General features: G+C 69.3%; 19 protein-coding genes. 9 read left to right on the forward strand and 10 right to left on the reverse strand.

The features are described 5' to 3' along the window. Position 1: 1 nt before the first annotated feature. Entirely contained in the window at positions 2-352 is a 351-nt protein-coding gene (locus tag F5X71_RS22795) for a hypothetical protein (RefSeq protein ID WP_029892701.1), read from the reverse strand. Between the two features lie 60 nt (positions 353-412). Between F5X71_RS22795 and F5X71_RS22800 the strand changes: the two genes are divergently transcribed. Continuing rightward, positions 413-1,378 (forward strand): quinone oxidoreductase family protein, encoded by a 966-nt coding sequence (locus tag F5X71_RS22800; RefSeq protein WP_167463878.1) that lies wholly within the window; start codon positions 413-415, stop codon positions 1,376-1,378. Between the two features lie 6 nt (positions 1,379-1,384). On the opposite strand, the gene F5X71_RS22805 is transcribed toward F5X71_RS22800, so the two are convergent. After that, complete coding sequence (locus F5X71_RS22805) at positions 1,385-1,981, reverse strand: TetR/AcrR family transcriptional regulator (protein ID WP_167463879.1); 597 nt, start codon at positions 1,979-1,981, stop codon at positions 1,385-1,387. A 93-nt stretch (positions 1,982-2,074) separates the two neighbouring features. On the opposite strand from F5X71_RS22805, the gene F5X71_RS22810 reads away from it, so the two are divergent. Continuing rightward, on the forward strand, positions 2,075-3,502 hold the full coding sequence (locus tag F5X71_RS22810) for an FAD-dependent monooxygenase (protein ID WP_167463880.1): 1,428 nt from the start codon (positions 2,075-2,077) through the stop codon (positions 3,500-3,502). 7 nt (positions 3,503-3,509) lie between these two features. Here F5X71_RS22810 and F5X71_RS22815 read toward each other — a convergent pair whose 3' ends face one another. Further along, on the reverse strand, positions 3,510-4,535 hold the full coding sequence (locus F5X71_RS22815) for a heme o synthase (protein ID WP_428981384.1): 1,026 nt from the start codon (positions 4,533-4,535) through the stop codon (positions 3,510-3,512). 582 nt (positions 4,536-5,117) lie between these two features. On the opposite strand from F5X71_RS22815, the gene tkt reads away from it, so the two are divergent. From tkt to F5X71_RS22845, 6 genes are all read left to right on the forward strand, one after another. Then, positions 5,118-7,259 (forward strand): transketolase, encoded by a 2,142-nt coding sequence (gene tkt / locus F5X71_RS22820; protein WP_167463881.1) that lies wholly within the window; start codon positions 5,118-5,120, stop codon positions 7,257-7,259. Positions 7,260-7,265: 6 nt separating this feature from the next. Next, positions 7,266-8,396, forward strand: coding sequence for a transaldolase (gene tal, locus F5X71_RS22825; protein ID WP_167463882.1), 1,131 nt, complete (start codon positions 7,266-7,268; stop codon positions 8,394-8,396). Positions 8,397-8,400: 4 nt separating this feature from the next. Continuing rightward, the gene (gene zwf / locus F5X71_RS22830) at positions 8,401-9,963 is read left to right on the forward strand and encodes a glucose-6-phosphate dehydrogenase (RefSeq protein WP_167463883.1); all 1,563 of its coding nucleotides are present in this window, start codon (positions 8,401-8,403) and stop codon (positions 9,961-9,963) included. Continuing rightward, the gene (gene opcA, locus F5X71_RS22835; RefSeq protein ID WP_167463884.1) at positions 9,960-10,868 is read left to right on the forward strand and encodes a glucose-6-phosphate dehydrogenase assembly protein OpcA; all 909 of its coding nucleotides are present in this window, start codon (positions 9,960-9,962) and stop codon (positions 10,866-10,868) included. Before zwf ends, opcA begins: the two co-directional genes overlap by 4 nt. Next, positions 10,861-11,634: a 6-phosphogluconolactonase gene (pgl, locus tag F5X71_RS22840; RefSeq protein ID WP_167463885.1), complete on the forward strand. Its 774-nt coding sequence runs from the start codon at positions 10,861-10,863 to the stop codon at positions 11,632-11,634. The genes opcA and pgl overlap by 8 nt, the downstream gene beginning before the upstream one ends. Positions 11,635-11,897: 263 nt before the next feature. Beyond that, the gene (locus F5X71_RS22845) at positions 11,898-14,219 is read left to right on the forward strand and encodes a thiamine pyrophosphate-dependent enzyme (RefSeq protein ID WP_428981385.1); all 2,322 of its coding nucleotides are present in this window, start codon (positions 11,898-11,900) and stop codon (positions 14,217-14,219) included. Here F5X71_RS22845 and F5X71_RS22850 read toward each other — a convergent pair. The 7 genes from F5X71_RS22850 to F5X71_RS22880 form a co-directional block, all read right to left on the reverse strand. Then, entirely contained in the window at positions 14,178-15,182 is a 1,005-nt protein-coding gene (locus tag F5X71_RS22850) for a hypothetical protein (protein WP_167463886.1), read from the reverse strand. The genes F5X71_RS22845 and F5X71_RS22850 overlap by 42 nt on opposite strands. A 166-nt stretch (positions 15,183-15,348) precedes the next feature. Then, a complete protein-coding gene (locus F5X71_RS22855) occupies positions 15,349-16,566 on the reverse strand; it encodes a cytochrome P450 family protein (protein WP_167463887.1) in 1,218 nt (405 codons plus the stop codon). Next, positions 16,563-17,843 (reverse strand): cytochrome P450, encoded by a 1,281-nt coding sequence (locus tag F5X71_RS22860; protein ID WP_167463888.1) that lies wholly within the window; start codon positions 17,841-17,843, stop codon positions 16,563-16,565. The genes F5X71_RS22855 and F5X71_RS22860 overlap by 4 nt, the downstream gene beginning before the upstream one ends. After that, positions 17,840-18,454: an ATP/GTP-binding protein gene (locus F5X71_RS22865; protein ID WP_174817120.1), complete on the reverse strand. Its 615-nt coding sequence runs from the start codon at positions 18,452-18,454 to the stop codon at positions 17,840-17,842. Before F5X71_RS22865 ends, F5X71_RS22860 begins: the two co-directional genes overlap by 4 nt. Next, positions 18,435-18,806: a DUF742 domain-containing protein gene (locus F5X71_RS22870; RefSeq protein ID WP_167463889.1), complete on the reverse strand. Its 372-nt coding sequence runs from the start codon at positions 18,804-18,806 to the stop codon at positions 18,435-18,437. Before F5X71_RS22870 ends, F5X71_RS22865 begins: the two co-directional genes overlap by 20 nt. Next, positions 18,803-19,261 carry a roadblock/LC7 domain-containing protein gene (locus F5X71_RS22875; protein ID WP_167463890.1) on the reverse strand — a complete coding sequence of 153 codons (459 nt, stop codon included), beginning with the start codon at positions 19,259-19,261 and terminating at the stop codon, positions 18,803-18,805. The genes F5X71_RS22870 and F5X71_RS22875 overlap by 4 nt, the downstream gene beginning before the upstream one ends. Further along, a complete protein-coding gene (locus F5X71_RS22880) occupies positions 19,258-20,619 on the reverse strand; it encodes a sensor histidine kinase (RefSeq protein WP_167463891.1) in 1,362 nt (453 codons plus the stop codon). Before F5X71_RS22880 ends, F5X71_RS22875 begins: the two co-directional genes overlap by 4 nt. Before the next feature lie 485 nt (positions 20,620-21,104). Between F5X71_RS22880 and F5X71_RS22885 the strand changes: the two genes are divergently transcribed. Continuing rightward, a complete protein-coding gene (locus F5X71_RS22885; RefSeq protein WP_167463892.1) occupies positions 21,105-21,581 on the forward strand; it encodes an SRPBCC domain-containing protein in 477 nt (158 codons plus the stop codon).

The following is a 21,581-nucleotide window of genomic DNA, read 5'->3' on the forward strand; positions in this document are numbered from 1 at the left end:
CTCATTTCTCGTTGCGCGCCTTGGGGAATCGGGTCTGCCGGGCCACCCAGCCCGCCATCTGCGCCCAGTGGCTGCGTCGCGGGGTGACGATCGAGGTCAGCTCGCGCTCCCATTCGTCGGCCTCGGTGAGACCGTCGACGGTGGCGACGAGTTCCTTCGCGGTGGCCATATCGTCGACGACGCGGTCACCGAGGATGCCGTCGGCGCCGACCAGCGTCACACGGACACCGATCCGTCCGATCGGCTGCAGGACCGCGGTGGCCGAACCGTCGTGGTCGGCGACGAAACCCTTGACGGACTCCACGAGGGCGCCCGACAACTTCACTGGAGCCGTGGCGGCATGAGCACTCATGTGTTGGAGTTTACCGGCCAGTAGGAACCGATCCAGCCCCTCGGGTGTAGAACGGATCTCATGCGCGCCATTCAGGTATCCGAGCACGGCGGTCCCGAAGTCCTGCACTACGTCGAGGTGCCCGACCCGACGATCGAGGCCGGCCAGTTGCTCGTCGAGGTCCAGGCGAGCGGCGTCAACTTCATCGACACCTATATCCGCACCGGCCGCTACCCCCAGGCCGTGCCTTACATTCCGGGCGGGGAAGCCTCGGGCGTGGTCACCGAGGTCGGCGCGAACGTCACCGAGTTCGCGGTCGGCGACCGGGTCGCGTGGGCGAGCGCGCCGGGCAGCTACGCCGAGCGCGTCGCGGTGCCCGCCGAGGTCGCGATCAAGGTGCCCGACGGCGTCGAACCGCCGGTCGCGGCCTCGGCACTGCTGCAAGGGATGACGGCGCACTATCTGCTCGAATCCATCTACACCCCCGAACCCGGCGAGACCGTGCTGGTCCACGCGGGCGCGGGCGGTGTCGGGCTGATCCTGACCCAGCTCGCGGTCGCCCGCGGCGCCCGGGTCATCACGACCGTGTCCTCGGATGACAAGGAGAAGCTGTCGCGCGAGGCGGGCGCCACCGAGGTGCTGCGCTACGGCGACGAGCTCGCCGACGAGGTCCGCACGCTCACCGACGGTGTCGGCGTCGCCGCGGTCTACGACGGCGTCGGCGCGTCGACCTTCGAGGCCAGCCTGCGAGCGCTGCGCGTGCGCGGCATGCTCGCCCTGTTCGGCGCGGCCAGCGGCCCGGTTCCCCCGTTCGATCTGCAACGTCTCAACGGCGCGGGCGCGCTGTTCGTCACCCGGCCCAGCCTCGCCTTCTACACCCGCGATCGCGCCGAACTGCTCTGGCGGGCCAATGACATCTTCACCGCCGTCGCCGACGGCAGCCTGCGGATTCGCATCGGCGCCACCTACCCGCTCGCCGAGGCCGAGCAGGCCCATCGAGATTTGGAGTCCCGCAAGACCACCGGATCGATCGTGCTGCTCCCCTGATCGGGATCAGTAGTCGCGGCCGGTGAGGCCGCGGTAGATGAAGCGGGTCAGGCCGTCGACGGCCTGCCGATCGGTGAGTTCGACGGCGCCCTCCTCGACGGCCTGGAGCAGGCCCGTGGTGAGCAGGAACATCATGGCCAGACTGGCGTCCGGCGTGCTCGGCAGGGTCGGGCCGTCGGGGCCGAAGCCGTCCAGGTGATCGGCGATATCGCGGCGCTGCTGGATCGCGAACTGACCTGCCTGCCTGGCGAATTCGTCGTTGACCAGGGCGGCCTGCTGAATCGATCGGAAGACGGCCCAGTGCTGCCGTGCCGAGACCCAGTACTGCTCCACGTGGAAGCGGACCGCCGCCGGATCGGTGAAGTCGGGGTTGTGGTCCGCCCCCTCCGCCGTCACGTCGCCTTCGGCCGCGACGTCGTTCAACAGCGCCTGGAGTAGCTCCTCCTTGCTCGTGAAGTGGTTGTAGAACGACCCCGCCGCGCGATTGGCGGCCGTGGTGATGTCGGCGATCTTGGTGTTCAGGTAGCCGCGCTCGGCGAACAGCCGCAGCGCGGCCGCCTTCAGCGCGTGCTCGGTTTCGGCCGACTTCTCCTTGCGACTCATCGACACCCGCACCCACCTCCTCTTGACAGGCAACCTACCAACTCCAATACTGAATACGCATTCATTGAATCAGCATTCAGTTTTGGAGGAAACGTGCACGACCAGGTACTCATCGCAGGTGGCGGCCCGACCGGACTCACCATCGCCATCGAGCTCGCCCGGCGCGGACTCCCGGTTCGCATCGTCGACCAGGCCACCGAGTTCTTCGCGGGTTCGCGCGGCGACGGTATCCAGCCCCGGACGCTGGAGGTGTTCGACGACCTCGGCGTGCTCGACGCGATCCGCGCGGCGGGTCGCGCGATGCCGACCATGCGGGTCCATCTCGACGGCGCGTTCGTCGGCGAGCGGATCATGCGCGAACCCGTCGACCCGACCCCCGCGGTCCCCTACCCGAACGCCTGGATGCTCGGCCAGTCCAAGACCGAGGCGATCCTGCGCGATCGGCTCGCGGAGCTGGGCGTCCAGGTCGAACTCGGCACCGCGCTCGGCACGTTCACCCAGGACGCGACCGGCGTCACCGCGACCCTGGTGCGCGACGACGGCACCGAGACCGTGCGCGCGGCCTACCTGGTCGGAGCCGACGGCGGTCGCAGCACGGTACGCAAAACACTCGGCATCGCGTTCGAAGGCTCGACCGACGAGTCGATCCGGATGCTGCTCGGCGACGTGCGCGCGGACGCGCTCGACCACGAGTTCGGCTACTGGTTCGCCACGGCAGGTCAACCGATGGCGGGAATTGCGTTGTCCCCCTTGCCCGGTGGGCGTCAGTTCCAGTTCGCCGCACCACTGCACGGCGCGGCCGAGCCGACCATCGAGGTCCTGCAGGAATACCTCGACCGCTACTCGGGGCGCACCGACATCACACTGACCGACCTCACCTGGGTCACCGAGTGGCGGCCCAATATCCGCTTGGCGCAACGATTCCGGGACGGGCGGGTGTTCCTGGCCGGTGACGCGGCGCACGTGCATCCGCCGACCGGCGGCCAAGGGCTGAACACGGGCATCCAGGACGCCTACAACCTCGGCTGGAAGCTGGCCGCCGCGCTGGGCGGGGACGAATCACTGCTGGACAGTTACGAATCCGAACGCCGCACCGTCGCGGCGCGGGTGCTCGGCGTCAGCGCGGCATTGCTCGACAAGCTGACCCGCGGCGACGAGGACGCGATGGAGCGCGGCCCGCAGACCCAGCAGTTGGATATCACCTACCGGGATCCAGGCGCGCGCGGCGAGCTCGTCGCGGGCGATCGCGCCCCGGACGCGCCGCTGAAGGACATGGCGGGCAATTCGATCCGCCTGTTCGATCTCTTCCGCGGCCCGCACGCGACGATGCTGTGCTTCGGCGAGACCGGGCCACTGCCCACCGTGCCGCAGGCTCGGGTGTACGCGGTGGTTCGACCCGGCGCCGCGGCGAGGGGACCGCACGTCGTCGATGTCGAGGGGCACGCCTTCGCCGCCTATCACGCGCTCGACGGCACCCGGATCACCGTCCGGCCCGACGGCTACGTCGGCGAGCGCGACTGAGCCGGCCTCAGCCGAAGAAGCTGCCGATCGTGTCCCAGCCGAGCACCGAATCGACCGCGAGACCGCAGAACACCACGGCCAGATAGTTGTTCGACTGCAGGAACAGCCGCAGCGGCTTCACCGATTCGCCCCGCCGCACGCCCGCGTACAGCTGGTGGGCCATGAGCAGGAACCAGGCGCCTGCCACCAGCGCGACGGCGGCGTATACGACGCCGGTGGCGGGCACCAGCGCCAGCGTGGTCAGCACGGTGAGCCAGGTGTAGATGACGATCTGCTTGGTCACCGCCTGCTCGGTGGCGACCACAGGCAGCATCGGCACGCCCGCCGCGCGGTAGTCCTCCTTGTAGCGCATGGCCAGCGCCCAGGTGTGCGGCGGCGTCCAGAAGAAGATGACGCCGAACAGGGCGATCGCGGGCCAGCCGATGCCGCCCGTCGCCGCCGACCAGCCGACCAGGGCGGGCATGCAACCGGCCGCGCCGCCCCACACCACGTTCTGCGAGGTGCGGCGCTTGAGGCCGAGGGTGTAGACGAAGACGTAGAACAGGATCGTCGCGACGACGAGCGCGCCGCTGAGCAGGTTCGCCTGCCACCACAGCCAGGTGAACGAGGCCAGGCCGAGCACGACGCCGAACACGAACGCGTGCGAGGTCGGCACCGCCTCCCTGGCCAGCGGCCGCTTCGCGGTGCGCTTCATCACCTTGTCGATATCGGCGTCGGCGACACAGTTCAGCGTGTTCGCGCTCGCCGCGCCCATCCAGCCGCCGAACAGGGTGACCAGGATGAGCCGGATGTCGATGGTGCCGCGGTCGGCGAGCAGCATCGTCGGAATCGTCGCGACCAACAGCAGTTCGATGACCCGCGGCTTGGTGAGCGCGATGTAGGCGAGCACTCGTCGCATCAGCCGCGACGGCAGGCCGGGTCCGGTGAACCGTTCGGTCAGCACCGTCGGAGCGGAGCCGTGTGCGCCATTGCCACCCGGCTGTTGCCCAATCCGCACTGTTTCTCCTCGCACGCTGTGCATCGCCTCCGGCATGGACCAAGCAGCGCGCGCGTCCCCCGCCGTACTGGACGCACGAGACCTGGACATACGTCCGCTCGGCGCCCCTTCAGCCGATGCGGCGCGGCTACTACTACAGAGGATGGTAGACCCCCACCGCCCCCACCCTTCCCAGAGCCCCAAGCAACCAGCCCCCAATTGTGGTCGAGCACACGATAGATCGACACCCGAGCGAACCCCGTCAAGCCCCCGCCCAACAGACACAACACTCGACGGCACACCCGAACCCACCAGGGACCGCGAACACTCACGCCCCTCCCGACCCAACGCAACCACCACGGAGCGAGTCTTACGAGCGACCCGTTCGCGGCCGTCTCGTGGCTCAGCGGTCGAAGCGCACGCGCCGCAGGCGCAAGTCTCGACCGCTGAGACACGAGACAAAAGGGGCCGCGAACACGCCGCGCCCGCGCGGCCAACAACACCGCCTGCTCGCATGCCGCTCAGCGGGCACATCTAGGGTGGTTGGGTACACACCCGGTATGCACACCGTCGCTGCCGCGCGTTCATCGCCGCCAGCAAGCCGCCGTCGACGAAACCAATGTCAGGAGAACCTCGGTCGTGTCAGTCACAGATGACATCCGCGCCCTCACTCAGCCGAACTACCCGGACGACTGGACGGATCTGGACACCAAGGCCGTCGACACTGCCCGGGTGCTTGCCGCGGACGCGGTGCAGAACGCCGGGAACGGGCACCCCGGCACCGCGATGAGTTTGGCGCCGTTGGCGTATTCCCTCTATCAGCGCGTGATGCGGATCGATCCGAGCGACCCGTCGTGGGTGGGCCGGGACCGGTTCGTATTGTCGTGCGGCCATTCCAGCATCACCCAGTACATCGAGTTGTATCTGGCCGGTTTCGGTTTGGCGCTCGATGATCTGAAGAACCTGCGCAAGTGGGGTTCGCTCACGCCGGGTCATCCGGAGTTCCGGCACACCGACGGTGTCGAGATCACGACCGGTCCGTTGGGTCAGGGTCTGGCCTCGGCGGTCGGCATGGCGATGGCCGCGCGTCGGGAGCGTGGCTTGTTCGATCCGAGTGCCGCGCCGGGTACCAGCCCGTTCGACCATTTCATCTACGTGGTCGCCTCCGACGGTGATATGGAGGAGGGCGTCACCGCAGAGGCGTCTTCGCTGGCGGGCACGCAGCAGCTCGGCAATCTCGTGGTGATCTACGACGACAACAAGATCTCCATCGAGGACGACACCACCATCGCGTTCACCGAGGATGTCGCCAAGCGCTACGAGGCGTACGGCTGGCACGTGCAGGTGGTGGCGGGCGGCGAGGACGTCGTCGCGATCGAGAACGCGCTGGCGGCCGCGAAGGCGGAACTGGACCGGCCGTCGATCATCGTGCTGCGCACCATCATCGGCTATCCGGCCCCGAACAAGATGAACACCGGTGCCGCGCACGGCGCCGCACTGGGCGCCGACGAGGTGGCCGCCACCAAGAAGGTGCTCGGTTTCGATCCGGAGCAGACCTTCGAGGTCGCGCCCGAGGTCATCGCGCACACCCGTAAGGCGGTCGAGCGCGGCAAGGCGGCGCACGCGCAGTGGCAGCAGCAGTTCGACGCGTGGGCGCAGGCGAACCCGGCGAACAAGGAGCTGTTCGACCGGCTCGCCAAGCGCGATCTGCCGGCCGGCTGGGCGGCGAATCTGCCGACCTACGAGGCGGATCCGAAGGGCATGGCGACCCGCAAGGCGTCCGGCAAGGTGCTGGCCGCGCTGGCGCCGGTGCTGCCGGAGCTGTGGGGCGGCTCCGCCGACCTGGCCGAGTCCAACAACACCACGATGCCCGATGCCCCGAGCTTCGGCCCCGAGTCGATCTCGACCGGCATGTGGAAGGCCGACCCGTACGGTCGCACGCTGCATTTCGGGGTGCGCGAGCACGCGATGGGCGCGATTCTGAACGGCATCGCGCTGCACGGCCCGACGCGTCCGTACGGCGGCACCTTCCTGGTGTTCAGCGATTACATGCGACCCGCGGTGCGACTGGCGGCGCTGATGCGCGTGCCCGCGATCTACGTGTGGACCCACGATTCCATCGGCCTCGGCGAGGACGGCCCGACGCATCAGCCGATCGAGCACCTGGCCGCGCTGCGCGCGATCCCTGGCCTCAACGTGGTGCGTCCCGGTGACGCCAACGAGACCACCTACGCGTGGCGCACCATTCTCGAGCGCGACAGCAGCGAGCACACCTCGCACTTCTCCGTGTCCGAGCCCGCGCACCAGGACGGCCCGTCGGCGCTCGCGCTGACCCGCCAGGATCTGCCGATCCAGGAGGGCACCAGTTTCGAGGGTGTCGCCAAGGGCGGCTACGTGCTGGCCGAGGCGTCGACCGGCACGCCGCAGGTCATTCTCATCGCCACCGGTTCGGAGCTGCAGCTGGCCGTCGCGGCCCGCACTACGCTGGAGGAGCAGGGCATCGGAACCCGCGTGGTGTCGATGCCGTGTGTGGAGTGGTTCGACGCGCAGGACAAGGCGTACCGCGACGAGGTGCTCCCGCCGTCGGTGGGTGCGCGTGTCGCGGTCGAGGCCGGTATCGCGATGCCGTGGCACCGGTTCGTCGGCGCCGCGGGTGAGATCGTCTCGATCGAGCACTTCGGTGCGTCCGCCGATTTCAAGACGTTGTTCCGCGAGTTCGGAATCACCGCCGAAAACGTCGTTGCCGCCGCGCAGCGCACGATCGCGAACGTGAAGGGATAAGCGCTCATGGCACAGAACGAGAATCTCGCCGCCCTCGCCGCGGCAGGCGTCTCCGTTTGGCTCGACGACCTGTCCAGGGACCGGATCCAGTCCGGCAATCTCGCCGAGCTGATCGCCACCCGCAGCGTCGTCGGCGTGACCACCAACCCGACCATCTTCCAGGGCGCCCTGAGCAAGGGCCACGCCTACGACGGCCAGCTGAAAGAGCTTGCCGCCCAGGGCGCGGACGCCGACGCCGCGATCCGCATCATCACCACCGATGACGTGCGCGCCGCCTGCGACGTGTTCACCGAGGTGTTCGAGGCGTCCAACGGCGTGGACGGCCGGGTCTCCATCGAGGTCGACCCGCGGTTCGCGTTCGACGCGGACAAGACCGTCGCGCAGGCCATCGACCTGTGGAAGACCGTCGACCGCCCGAACCTGTTCATCAAGATCCCGGCCACCGAGGCGGGCCTGCCCGCGATCAGCAAGGTGATCGCGGAGGGCATCAGCGTGAACGTCACGCTGATCTTCTCGGTCGCGCGCTACCGCGCGGTGATGGGCGCCTACCTCGACGGTCTGCGCAGCGCCAAGACCGCGGGCCACGACCTCGGCAAGATCCATTCGGTCGCTTCGTTCTTCGTGTCCCGGGTGGACACCGAGATCGACAAGCGGCTCGAGGCGATCGGCTCGGCGGAGGCGCTGGCCCTGCGCGGGCAGGCCGGTATCGCCAACGCGCGCTTGGCCTACGCCGAGTACCAGGACGTGTTCGACGGTGGCAAGCACACCTCGACCTACAACCACCTGGGCGCGGCGGGCGCGAACCGGCAGCGGCCACTGTGGGCGTCGACCGGCGTGAAGAACCCGGAGTACTCCGACGTCATGTACGTCACCGAGCTGGTCGGCGCCAACACGGTGAACACGCTGCCGGAGAAGACGCTGGAGGCCGTCGCCGATCACGGCGAGATCCGTGGCGACACGGTGAGCGGCACCGCGGCGCAGGCCCGCGAGGTCTTCGACAAGCTGGCCGCGGTCGGCATCGACCTCGACGACGTGTTCCAGGTGCTGGAGACCGAGGGCGTGGACAAGTTCGAGAAGTCGTGGGGCGAGCTGCTCTCGGCCACCACCGAGGAACTCGCCGCGGCCGGGAACAACTGACCCGATGGCCGGCCCCGACAAAACTCCACGCTGGCAGAACCCGCTGCGCGACGAGCGGGACAAGCGCGTGCCGCGCATCGCGGGCCCGTGCAGCATGGTGATCTTCGGTGTCACCGGTGACCTGTCCCGGAAGAAGTTGATGCCGGCCATCTACGACCTCGCGAACCGGGGGCTGCTGCCCCCGGGCTTCGCGCTGGTCGGCTTCGCCCGGCGCGACTACGCGGACGAGGATTTCGCCGAGGTCGTGCTCGACGCGGTGAAGGCGCACGCGCGCACGCCCTTCCGGCAGGAGGTCTGGGACCACCTGGCCGAGGGCATCCGCTTCGTACAGGGCTCCTTCGACGACGACACCGCGTTCGCCACGCTGTCGGACACCCTGGCGAAGCTGGACAAGGACCGCGGCACCGGCGGCAATCATGCCTTCTACCTGTCGATTCCGCCGAACATGTTCCCGGTGGTGCTCGACCAGCTCTCCGAACACGGTCTCGCGCAACCGAGCACGACCGACGCCGCGGGCCGCAAGCCGTGGCGCCGGGTGGTGATCGAGAAGCCGTTCGGCCACGATCTGGAGAGCGCCCGGGAGCTCAACGCACTGGTCAACCGGGTGTTCCCGGAGGAGACGGTGTTCCGCATCGACCACTATCTCGGCAAGGAGACGGTGCAGAACATCCTGGCGCTGCGCTTCGCCAACCAGCTCTACGATCCGATCTGGAACGCCAACTACGTCGACCATGTGCAGATCACCATGGCCGAGGACATCGGATTGGGCGGGCGCGCAGGCTATTACGACGGGATCGGCGCCGCCCGCGACGTGATCCAGAACCACCTGCTGCAACTGCTCGCGCTCACCGCGATGGAAGAGCCGATCAGCTTCCAGCCCAAGCAGTTGCAGGCGGAGAAGATCAAGGTCCTCTCGGCCACCAAGCTCGTCGAGCCGCTGGACCAGACGACCGCGCGCGGACAGTACGCCGAGGGCTGGCAGGGCGGCGAGCACGTTGTCGGCCTGCTCGACGAGGAGGGTTTCGACCCCGAGTCGCGCACCGAGACCTACGCCGCGATCACCCTCGAGGTCAACACCCGGCGCTGGGCCGGGGTGCCGTTCTACCTGCGCACCGGAAAGCGGTTGGGCCGCAGGGTCACCGAGATCGCGGTGATGTTCAAGCGGGCACCGCACCTGCCGTTCGACCAGACGATGACCGAGGACCTCGGGCAGAACGCGCTGGTCATCCGGGTGCAGCCGGACGAGGGCATCACCACCCGGTTCGGCTCGAAGGTGCCGGGGTCGAGCATGGAAGTGCGCGACGTCAACATGGATTTCAGCTACGGCGAGGCGTTCACCGAGTCCTCCCCCGAGGCCTACGAGCGCCTGATCCTCGACGTGCTGCTCGGGGTGCCGTCGCTGTTCCCGGTGAACGCGGAGGTCGAATTGTCCTGGAGCATCCTGGATCCGGTGCTCGAGCACTGGTCGACCGAAGGCAAACCCGAGCCCTACGAGGCGGGCACCTGGGGCCCGGCCTCGGCCGAGGAGATGCTCGCCCGCACCGGGCGGGAATGGCGGCGACCATGATCATCGATATGCCGGACACCACCACCGGCGAGGTCACCAAGCGCATCGTGCAACTGCGCGAGAGCAACGGCGTGATCACCATGATGCGCGTGCTCACCCTGGTGGTGTGCACGCTGGACAGCTCGGAGGCCGAGGACGCGATCGACGCCGCCAACGACGCCAGCCGTGAACACCCTTGCCGGGTGGTCGTTCTGGCGCGCGGTGACCGGGAGGCCGAGACCCGGCTTGACGCGCAGATCCGGGTCGGCGGCGACGCGGGCGCGGCCGAGGTGATCGTGCTGCGGTTGCAGGGCGAGCTGATCAATCACGAGAGCAGCGTCGTCATCCCGTTCCTGCTGCCCGACACCCCCGTGGTGGCCTGGTGGCCGCGCGGGGCGCCGGAGTTCCCGTCCAAGGATTCGGTGGGGCGCTTGGCGACTCGACGCATCACCGACGCCACCTTCGCCGCCGATCCGCAGGCGACGATCAAGAAGCGGCTCGAGTCCTACTCGACCGGCGACACCGATCTGGCGTGGAGCCGGATCACCTACTGGCGGGCGCTGCTCGCCGCCGCGCTCGACGAACCGCCGTACGAGCCGGTCGAATCGGTGCTCGTGTCCGGGCTGCGCAACGAACCGGCCCTCGACATCCTCGCGGGCTGGCTCGCCATCCGCCTGGACTGCCCGGTGCGGCGCCGCTCCGGCGCGCTGAAGGTCGAGATCAAGCGGCCTTCGGTGTCGGTCGCGATCGAACGGCCGCAGACCGGCCGCACCGCGACGCTGACCCGCACCGGCGACCCCGACCAGCGAATCGCCTTGGCCCGCCGGGAAACTCGGGACTGCCTCGCGGAGGAGCTGCGTAGACTCGACGCCGATGAGATCTATGCAGAAGCTCTCGCCGGAATCGAGAAGGTGACCTATGAGTGAAACCGGAACGCAGGACAACGACACCTCTGCCAGCGACACCGTCGAGGTCCATGTCGACACCGACTCGCTGGTCGCCGCCGCGGCGGCCAAATTCGTCGACGTCGTGGTCGCGGCCCAGGCCGCTCGCGGCTGTGCCTCCGTGGTGCTGACCGGTGGCGGCACCGGCATCGGCCTGCTCGAGGTGGTCCGCAAGGCGCCCGGCGCCATCGATTGGTCCCGGCTCGACGTGTTCTGGGGCGACGAGCGATTCGTGCCCGCCGCCGACGGAGAACGCAACGACCTGCAAGCCCGCCAGGCCCTGCTCGACCATGTCCCGGTCGATCCGGCCCGCGTGCACCCGGTCGCCGCCTCCGACGGTGAATACCCGGACCCGATCGAGGCCGCCGCCGAATACTCCGCCGCGGTGCACGCCTACCTCGCCGAGCACGGCTCCTTCGACCTGCACCTGCTCGGCATGGGCGGCGAAGGGCACGTCAACTCGCTCTTCCCCGACACCGACGCGGTCCGCGAGGAGCACGAACTCGTTGTCGCCGTGACGAATTCGCCCAAGCCGCCGCCGGTCCGGGTCACCCTCACGGTCCCCGCGATCCGCCGCACCCGCCACGTGGTCCTCGTCGTCGGCGGCGCCGCCAAGGCCGATGCCGTGGCCGCCGCGATCGCTGGCGCCGACCCCGTCGACATTCCCGCCGCGGGCGCCATCGGCCTCGAGTCCACCACCTGGCTCCTCGACCAGCCCGCCGCCTCCGCGCTGCAGCTCCCGGACTGAATCGCCGCACCCCGCCGTCCCCGGACGGCGGGGTCTCGACCTTTCCTCGCTGCGTGAACGCCCGTTCCAGGTTGCCCGCGCACCTCCAGCCGTACCGAGTTGCCGCACCGATTCAGCGGTTTCGCCACCCGCCGGGTAATGCGCGGTAGATGGCGCTGGACGGTGTGGCTTCATCTCCGGCGATGCGACGTGGCGACAGGAAAAAGTTCGGCCAGATTGCCGATGGCGCGCATAATCGTCGGCGGTGGGGATAAAGTGGGGCCGTGAGCGAGCGGGAAGCTGCCCCGGGGGCCAGTCCGGGCAAGGTGCTTGACGAACGGTTTCGTACGGCGGTCGGCGCGTTGTCGCCGGGGGTGCGCCGGGCGGCGGAGATCGCGCCGGGCATCAGCGGGGCGACGCTGCTGGAACTGTTCGAGTCCCAGGTGACGAGCAGGCAGCTGGATTTGGCCGCGCGGCAACTGGGGGCGAGCAAGCGGGGCTACTACAGCATCGGCTCGTCGGGGCACGAGGGGAACGCGGCGCTCGGTCTGGCGCTGCGGGTGGACGATCCGGCACTGCTGCACTACCGCTCGGGCGGGTTCTTCGTGCAGCGCACCCGCCGGGTGCCCGGCCTCGACCCGATCCGGGACGTGCTGCTCGGCGTCGTCGCCGCGGCGGCGGACCCGATTTCCGGTGGGCGGCACAAGGTTTTCGGCAGCAAGGCCGCGAGCATCATCCCGCAGACCTCGACCATCGCCTCGCATCTGCCGCGCGCGGTCGGTCTCGCCTTCGCCATCGATCGTGCGGCACGCCTTGGTATTTCGAGCGAGTGGCCGTCGGATGCGGTGGTGCTGTGCAGTTTCGGGGACGCCTCGGCCAACCACTCCACCGCGGCCGGTGCGATCAATGCCGCGATTCACACCGCGCGGCAAGGGGTCGGGCTGCCGCTGCTGTTCCTGTGCGAGGACAACGGCATCGGCATCAGCGTGCCCACTCCCCCGGACTGGATCCCGCAGGCGTACGGATCACGCCCCGGCCTGCGCTATTTCGACGCCGACGGGTGCGACGCCGTCGACGCGCTGCGCACCGCGAGCGCCGCCGCCGACTGGGTGCGTGCGCAGCGCAAGCCAGCGTTCCTGCGCCTGCGCACCGTCCGGCTGATGGGCCACGCCGGTTCCGACGTCGAATCGGCCTACCGCAAGCCCGCCGATATCGCCACCGACCTGCTCCGCGACCCGCTCGTGGCGACCGCACGCCACCTCGTCAGCGCCGGCGTCGCCACCCCGGCCGAACTGCTCGACCGGTACGACGCGATCGCCCGCCGCGTGCGCACCACCGCCGAAGAGGTGTGGCGCGAACCGAAATTGGATTCCGCCCCCGCGGTGCTCGCCCCACTCGCCCCCTATCACCCCGCCCTGATCCGCACCGACGCCCTCCGCAGCGCACCGCTGCCCGGCACGCCCGCGACCGACTCGGCCGCCGGGCAAACCACCGGCGCGCCGCCACAGGCCGCACCGGGCACGAAGCTCTTCGCCGATGGCGAGGATTCGGGAACGCTGGGGCAGGCGGTCAATCGCACGCTGGCGCAACTGCTCGCGCGGGATCGGGACGTGCTGGTCTTCGGCGAGGATGTCGGGCGCAAGGGTGGCGTGTACGGGGTGACGAAGGGGCTGCGGAAGCAGTTCGGCCGCCGCCGGGTCTTCGACACGTTGCTCGACGAGCAGAGCGTGCTCGGCACGGCGCTCGGTGCCGCGCTGGCCGGGTTCGTGCCGATTCCGGAGATCCAGTATCTGGCCTACGTGCACAACGCGGCCGATCAGCTGCGCGGCGAGGCCGCCACCCTGTCGTTCTTTTCCGCTGGGCAGTACCGCAATCCGATGGTGGTGCGGATCGCGGGCTACGCCTATCAGAAGGGTTTCGGCGGCCACTTCCACAACGACAACTCGATCGCGGCGCTGCGCGATATCCCCGGGATCGTCGTCGCCTCCCCCGCCCGCGCCGACGACGCCGCAGCGCTGCTGCGCACCTGCGTTTCCGCGGCCCGCGTCGACGGCCGCGTGTGCGTGTTCCTGGAGCCGATCGCCCTGTACCACACCCGCGATCTGTACGAGCCGGGCGACAATGCCTGGCTCGCACCGGTTTCCGGGACCGAGCACGTCGATATCGGCCGTGCCCGGGTATACGGCGACGGCACCGATCTCACCATCGTCAGCTTCGCCAACGGCGTCCCGATGAGCTTGCGGGCCGCCCGCCGCCTCGCCGAGCGCGGCATCCACGCCCGCGTCCTCGACCTGCGCTGGCTCGCCCCCCTGCCGGTCGACGACCTGCTCCGGCACGCCCGCGCCACCGGCCGCGTTCTCGTCGCCGACGAAACCCGCCGCAGCGGCGGCGTCTCCGAGTCGATCTACGCCGCCCTCCTCGACGCAGGCTTCGACGGCCCCCTCACCCGCGCAACCAGCGAAGACACCTTCATCCCCCTAGGCCCCGCCGCCACCACCACCCTCCTCAACGAAACCCACATCGAAACCGCCGCCACCAAACTCCTGCACCGATCCACACCCCTCCTAGGGATCCACACCACTTCTGAGCGCCCGCAAAGGGTGTAGATCCCGAGAAGGGGTGTGGATTCGGGAGGGCTCGACGCGGCCGTCGGTGGGGGTGCGGCGGGCGCGGGTGAGCGCGGCGCGTACGCGCGCGGCTACGCGCTCGGTGGTGAGGTCTGACCATGTCCAGCGGACTAGTTGGTAGCCGCAGGCGCGGATGGCGTCCTCGCGGCGCTTTTCCTCGAAGACGGCGTCGGCCGCGTCTTGCCCGGGGCGGAGCAAGCGACCGTATTTGACGCGGCCGTCGAACTCGCACAGCACGCCGGTGCCCTCGAAGTAGAAGTCGACGCGTCCGAGGAACCTGCCCGATGGATCGAAAACGTTACCCTGCGAGGTCGGTTCGGGCAGACCCGCACGGGCCAGCAGCACCCTGCTGCGAGATTCGCCCACGCTTTCACTGCGCCCATCCAGGAACGCGACCACCCGCCTGGCTGCCGCGATACCGGTACGCGACTTGGCCTGCTCCAGCTCTGCCGCCAGCTCGGCCCGGGACACACCGAAGTCGTGCAGCAGCGCGTCACCGGTGACGACCGCGGATTCGAACGACAGCGTGCGCCCGAGATCGACCACCGTGCGCGCGGGTGTGGTGACCAGCAGCCCGTCGACCTCGGCGACGACGCCGACCGGCGCGCAGTGGACTCGGACGTCCGATTTGACCCGAGCACCGGTACGCCGATCCCGGGTCGCCTGAACCTTTTCCAGCGACACTTGCCACAGCGGCGCACCGTATACAACGGCGGCGGACTGATGACTGATCACGATCCCCGGCGCCGCGGCCGACGCGACAGCATCGATCAGCGTCCGATGTCGCCCGATCGCGTCCAGATCCTGAAAGCTCGCACGATCGACATAAGTACCGCGCCGCACACGGAACCAGTCACCGGCGGTGTACCGCCGCCGTATCTCCTCGTCACTCAGCCCACCCCGCAACTCCGCACCGCGCCGATGCAACCCCACCCCATCCATACCCCCATCCTCACCCCACCCCCACTCCCCGCCCCCTCCCCACCCACCCCCTGTGCACAACCCACCCCTGGGGAGAACCCGGGATCCACACCCTTTCTCGGGATCTACACCCTTTGCGGGCGCCCAGAGGTGGTGTAGATCCCGAGAAGGGGTGTGGATTCGGGGTTTACACGTGCACGGGGAAGGCGGCTAGGTCGTTTTGGGTGAGGACGGGGAGGTTGCGGAGGTCGGCGGGTGGGATTGCCAGGCGGAGGGTGGGGAAGCGGGTGAAGAGGGCGGGTAGGGCGATGCCCGCTTCTAGGCGGGACAGGGCGGCGCCTGGACAGATGTGCGGGCCGTGTCCGAAGGTCATGTGGCGGTGCGCGGTCGGCCGGGTGAGGTCGAAATCGTCGGAGTCGGCGCCGTGTACGGCGGTGTCGCGCCCGATCGCCCGGTAGGACATGACAACTCCGTCGCCCTTCGCGATCACCGTGTCGCCGATGGTGATGTCCTCGGTGGCGAAGCGCATCAGCAGGTGGGTGACCGGGCTGTCCCAGCGCAGCGTTTCCTCCACCGCCGCTTTCCATTCGACGTCGCCGCTGCGGACCTTGGCGAGCTGATCGGGGTGGGTCAGCAGCGCGCGCACGGCGTTGAGGATGAGGCCGACGGTTGTTTCGTGCCCGGCGGCGACGAGCGCTTTGAGGTTGCCGACGACCTCTTCCTCGGTCAGCGGTGCGCCCCCGTCGTCGGCGAAGATGAGCGCGGTGGTCAGGTCGTCGGTGGGGTCTGCTGTCTTCTTGCGCACCAGATCCGTGTAGTAGACGTCCATTTCGTCGATCACCCGCAGTCGCTCGTCCTGCGGGGTGAGCAGCGAGAAGAACGCCTTGTACCAATCCAGCAGCATGGGGTGGTCGGCGCGGTCCACCCCCATCAGCTCGCTGACCACCCGCATCGGCAGCGGGTAGGCGAACACCTGCTTCAGGTCGACGACCGCGCCGTCGGCACCGGCGGCCGCGAGATCGTCGAGCAGTTCGGCGGTGAGCCGCTCCACGACGGGGCGGATGTCCTCGAGCCGGCGCGGTGAGAGCGCCTGGGTGGTCTTGATCCGCAACCTTCGATGTTCGGCCCCGTCGACGGTGAACATGGACCGGCCCGCGTCGATCATGCCGATCAGCGGCCACTGCCGGGTCACCACCCCGGAATTCCAGAGCGACCAGCCGTTGATGTCCTTGATCAGCCGCGGATCGACGAGCAGTCGCCGGGCGACGGCGTGTTCGGTGACGGTCCAGGCGGGCACGCCGAGCAGCTCGATCCGGGTGATCGGGCCCGCCGCGCGCAGGTGTGCGGTCTCCCCGTCCAGGTCACCGACCATCGGGTCGATGGCGAATGGGCATGTTTGCGTCACGGGGTACCTCCAACCGCACGAACTGGTGTGAAACGAACCGGCAGCGACGTCATGCCGCGCAGGAAGGCCGAGGGCCGCCGGACGAGATTCTGCGCGGGCACCATGAGATCGATGTCGGGCAACCGGTCGAGGAGTACCTCGATGCTGGTGCGCGCGATGATCTCGGCCAGCTGCTGGGCGGGGAACGGGCAGCGGTATTCGCCGTAGCTGAACGCGAAGTGCGCGCTGTTGCCCGCGTGCGCGGTCGCGGCGCCATCGCCGAGGTGCTGGCGCACGTGCGGGTCGGCGTTGGCCGCGGCGAGCCCGAGCAGCAACAGGTCACCGGAGCGAATCACCTTGTCCGCCAACCGCGTGTCGCGTGCTGCCCAGCGCCCGGCGAGGATCTGGGTCGGGGTGTCCTCCCACAGCACCTCGTTCATCGCCTCGCCGATACTGCGCCTGCCGCCGCCCAGCGCGGCGGCGAAGCGGTCGTCGGTGAGCATCAACCGCACCGAGTTGCCGATCCAGTCGGCGGTGGGCAGGTGGCCCGCAGCGGTGATCGCCATCAGATCCTGCACGTACTCCTCGTCGGTGAACCGGCCGGGGTGCGCGAGCATCCGGGACACGAGATCGTTTCCCGGCCTTGCCTTTTTGGCGGCGAGCACCTGCACCATCTGCTCGTGGTAGCGGCCGTAGGCGGCTTGCGCGTCGGCGCCGCCGTCGGCGAGCGCCTTCATGTTCCACGCGAGCCGCGGCCCCTCCTCGTCCGGGAAGCCGAGCGCCCAGGCGAGCGCGAGCACCGGCATCAGCAGCGCGAACTCGGCGACCAGATCGGCTTCGCCGCGACCGCAGAAGCCGTCGATCAACCGGTCCGCCGATTCCTCACAGGTGCGGCGCAATTCGAACGGATCGACCGAGTCCAGCGCGGGCTCGACCATCGCGAGGTGCCTGCGATGCTCGACGCCCGCGGTGAAATAGATCGATGGCCGCGGCTGGCCGACCATCGGCAGCAGCGGCCAGTCCTCCGGAATGTTCGGCCACTGATTCCACCGGCTGACATCACGCGGGAACAGGTCGGGATCGCTGGTCACCTGATGCAGCTCGCGGTAGCCGATGACCAGCCACGCGGGCACGTCGCCCGGCAGCTCGACCGCGACGACCGGCCCGTGCTCCCTGCGCATCTCGCGGTACAGATGCTGCGGGTCGGTGTGGAAGCGCGGGCCGCTGAGCGGCACCGCCGACTGCGGGTGGGCAGGGCACCCACCGAAACCGGCGGCTGCGGCGCTCGGGCTGGTCATGAAGCGTTCTCCGCTCGCGGGGCGTCGGCGTAGAGGTGCTCGACCAGGGTGATCAGCACCTGTTTGCTGGATTCGCGCGAACGCGCGTCGCATTCGACCAGCGGCACGTGCGGGTCCAGGTCCAGCGCGTCACGCACCTCGTCCGGCCGGGACGGCCCGCCGAAGTTGTTGCATGCCACGACGAATCGGGTCCGCTGGGCTTCCAGCCGATCGATGGCGTACCACGAGTCGGCGATGCGGCGCTGGTCGACGAGCACGATGGCGCCGAGCGCGCCGGTGAACAGCCGATCCCACAGGAACCAGAACCGTTCCTGTCCTGGCGCGCCGAACAGGTACAGCACGTTCTCGGTGTCGATGGTGATCCGGCCGAAGTCGAAGGCGACCGTCGTGGTCGACTTGCCCGGCGCGCCGCTCGGGTCGTCGATCCCGACGCCCGCGTCGGTCATCGTCGCCTCGGTGTCGAGCGGGCGGATCTCGCTGACCGACCGCACCATGGTGGTCTTACCGACGCCGAACCCACCGACGATGACGATCTTGAGGCCCTGTGTGGTCGCGCTGTGCAGTGGCGCGTCGGCGCGGACGGGTCGAGGGTCAGAGATTGCGGAGTCCAACGAGCACCTTCTCGAGGGTGGTGGAGTCGGGCACGGCGTTCCACGGCGCGTCCGGCGCGCCGTGGCCGATGGTCGGATGCCGGACGGTGATCTTGCCCGCGTACAGCAGGTCGGAGAGCAGGATGGTGGCGATGCCGACCGGGAGCCGCAGTTCGGCGGCGATCTCGACGACGGCGGTCGGCGCGCGGCACATGTCGAGGATCGCCACGTGCTCGGACTGCATGCCCGGCGTCGGATCGCACTCGCTGACCACGAGGGTGACCAGATCGAAGCTGTCGGAGTCGGGTTTGCTGCGTCCCCCGGTGAGCGTGTAGAGCCGGTCGGGGTCGTCGTCACGGCCGGGTCTGATCACGACACGCCCGCTCCTGTATCTACCCGCCCCTGGTCGGCTCCGCCGCCCTGCGGGCCCCTGCCGCGCGGCGCGGAGGCGAGATGGTGGCCCAGTTGCTCGACCAACTCGCGCATGTTGTGACCGACGAGGCCCGCGTCGGCGTCCTCGGCGGCGACCACCGCGATGTGCGCGGCCAAGCCCGCCTCGACGATGAACAGGATGCCGCCGTAGAACTCGGTCATCGACTGCCTGACCCCGCCGCGTCCGTCCCCGAACTCGACCGACGCACCGTGCGAAAGGCTTTGGATGCCCGCGGCGATCGCGGCGAGCTGATCGGCCTTGTCCATACCGAGTTCCGGGGTATGGCAGATCTTGAGTCCGTCCCCGGACAGCAGCAGCGCGTGCCGGGTGCGCGGGGTGCGAGCGAGTAGCTGCTCGAGCAGCCAGCTGAGTTCGGACGGCACAGACGTGGTCATAGGTCGTTCTCCACGGCAACGGTAGGGGACGGGGAAGGTGTTGCGGCGGCGGCGTTCTCGCCGTCACGCCCGGCCAGCGCGCGCTGGAACGCGCCGAACGCGGCCGGACTTGCCGCGGGCGGGGTCACCGCCGCGGACGCGGCGGGTTCGGGCAACGCGAGACCGGCCGGGTGCACCGCGGCCAGGGTGCTGCCGCGCCGCCGCTTCGGCAGCCCCATGCTGGTGACCTCGACGGTCGGCGCGGCGGCCGCCGGGGTGACCGGGACTTCCCGCTCGGCCACCGGGTCCGGAATCGGCACCGCCCGCGGCGTGGTGCTGTGCGCCGCGGTCGGGACCGCGGGCAGGGACGGGTTGGTGGCCGGCGCCGCGGGTTGCGAACGGTCCACGCGCGCGGTGAGATCCCGCGGCACCACCACGACCACGGCCGTGCCGCCGATCGCCGACGGACGGTAGGACACGGTGAGCCCGTGCTTGCGCGCGAGATGCCCGACCACCGCGAGACCCAGCCGGGTGCCGCTGAGCGAGGACAGGTCCACCGAGCGCTGACCGCGCCCGTCCGGACCCGTCACCGACACGGTCTGTTCGGCGCGGCGCAGCGCCGATTCGCTCATCACCAGGCCGCTGTCCTCGATGGTGAGCACCACGCCCGCGGGCACCTCGGCGGCGTAGACGTGCACCTCGGTGGTCGGCGGGGAGAAGTTGCACGCGTTGTCGAGCAGCTCGGCCAGCGTGTGCATGATGCCCTCGGCGGCGTGACCGGCGATGGCGATCTCGGCGATGGCGCGCAGCCGCACCCGCTGGTAGCCCGCGACCCGACCCATGGCGCCGCGCAGAATAGATTCCATCGCAATGGGTTTGGCCCAGCGCCTGCCGGAGCGGGCGCCGCTGAGCACGGCGATGCTGTCGGCCAGGCGCCCGGCCTGGGCCGTGCGATGGTCCAGCTCCAGCAGGTCGGCGAGCACCTTCGGGTCGGCGTGGCGGTGTTCCATCTCGCGCAGCTCGGCGAGCATGCTGGTGGTCATAGCCTGCATCCGGCCCGCGGCGCCCGCGAACGCGGCCATCGCCGCCGAGCGGCGGCTCTCGTTGTTCTTCGCTTCCCACGCGTGGGCGGCGGCCGCGTCGTCCGCGGTCCGGACCCGCGCTGCCGCCGCCGCGGTAGCCGCCGCGGCCGCACGGGTCGCCCGCACGGCGACGTCACGAAAGTAGGCGGCCGCTGTGCTCGCGGCACACAGCGCGACCGCGGCGACGACGGCGCCGATGGTCAGCGGGAGGCGAAACTCGTTCGGCGCGTAGTACACCGCGACGGCCACCGCGATCGAGGTCACGACGACGCTGCCGAGCAGTACCAGCAGCGGCATGCGCCGACGTCCAACGACAGGCTCCCGAGGCTCGCCTTCCGGCGCGTTCAATGACTGTGACAAGTTCCGTACTTCCGCACTCACGTTCACCAAGAAGGCATGTCGGCCGAACGCCCGGCCGTTCGTGCCGGGCTCGGGCTGCACCAAATGTACCGATTGCCAAGCACTTCCGCATCTCGGCCGACCACCCGGCACCGCGTGCGCACGATAGCTGTATTCTATTGCGCTACTTTATTTTTCAATCGCATAGCCAACTGAACGAACGGTGTTGTTCAGCAGGACAACTCGAATCGCGAGCCACGGCCGACGCGAGGAACGCACCCTCGAGTCCACTGCACAAATCAACCGGCCCGCGCGAGTGTGCGGCGCACCTGGACGCGACGGCGCGGGGACGCGATGCCCGGATTCCGCCGATTCCCGATTGGACCGAGGAATACTGGAAAGACAGTGCCAGTGACGGTAACCAGCAGCGGAGGAGCGCGGCGATGACGATGTCCATGCTCGGCGAGGTTCGACCGGAGCACGATCGCACCGACGACGGCGATCTGGTGCTTCTGCACTATCTGCGGTCCTTCCACCGGCCGGTGCTGGAAGTGTGGACGGCGGCGACCGATCAGGCCCAGCTCGCACAGTGGCTCGGCACGGTGACGCGCGCCGCGGACACCGTGACGATCGAACCGCTGGACGGTCCCGTCGCCGGACCGATCACCGTCCGGATCGAGCACTGCCAGGCGCCGCACGAACTGGCGGTGCGGATCGAAGGGTGTCTGGTCGAGGTACGCATGACCCAGGTCGGCGTGGTCACCAATGTCGAGCTGATCCGCCGCCACGTGTGCCAGCGGGACGCGGCCGCGATCGGCCCGCGCTGGCAGTATCTGCTCGACCGGCTCACCGCCCACCTCGACCAGCGGCCACTGCCCGAGTGGAACGGCTACCCGAACCTGGCCGACGAATACCGTTGA

The organism is Nocardia brasiliensis (assembly GCF_011801125.1).
GTDB lineage: Bacteria > Actinomycetota > Actinomycetes > Mycobacteriales > Mycobacteriaceae > Nocardia > Nocardia brasiliensis_C.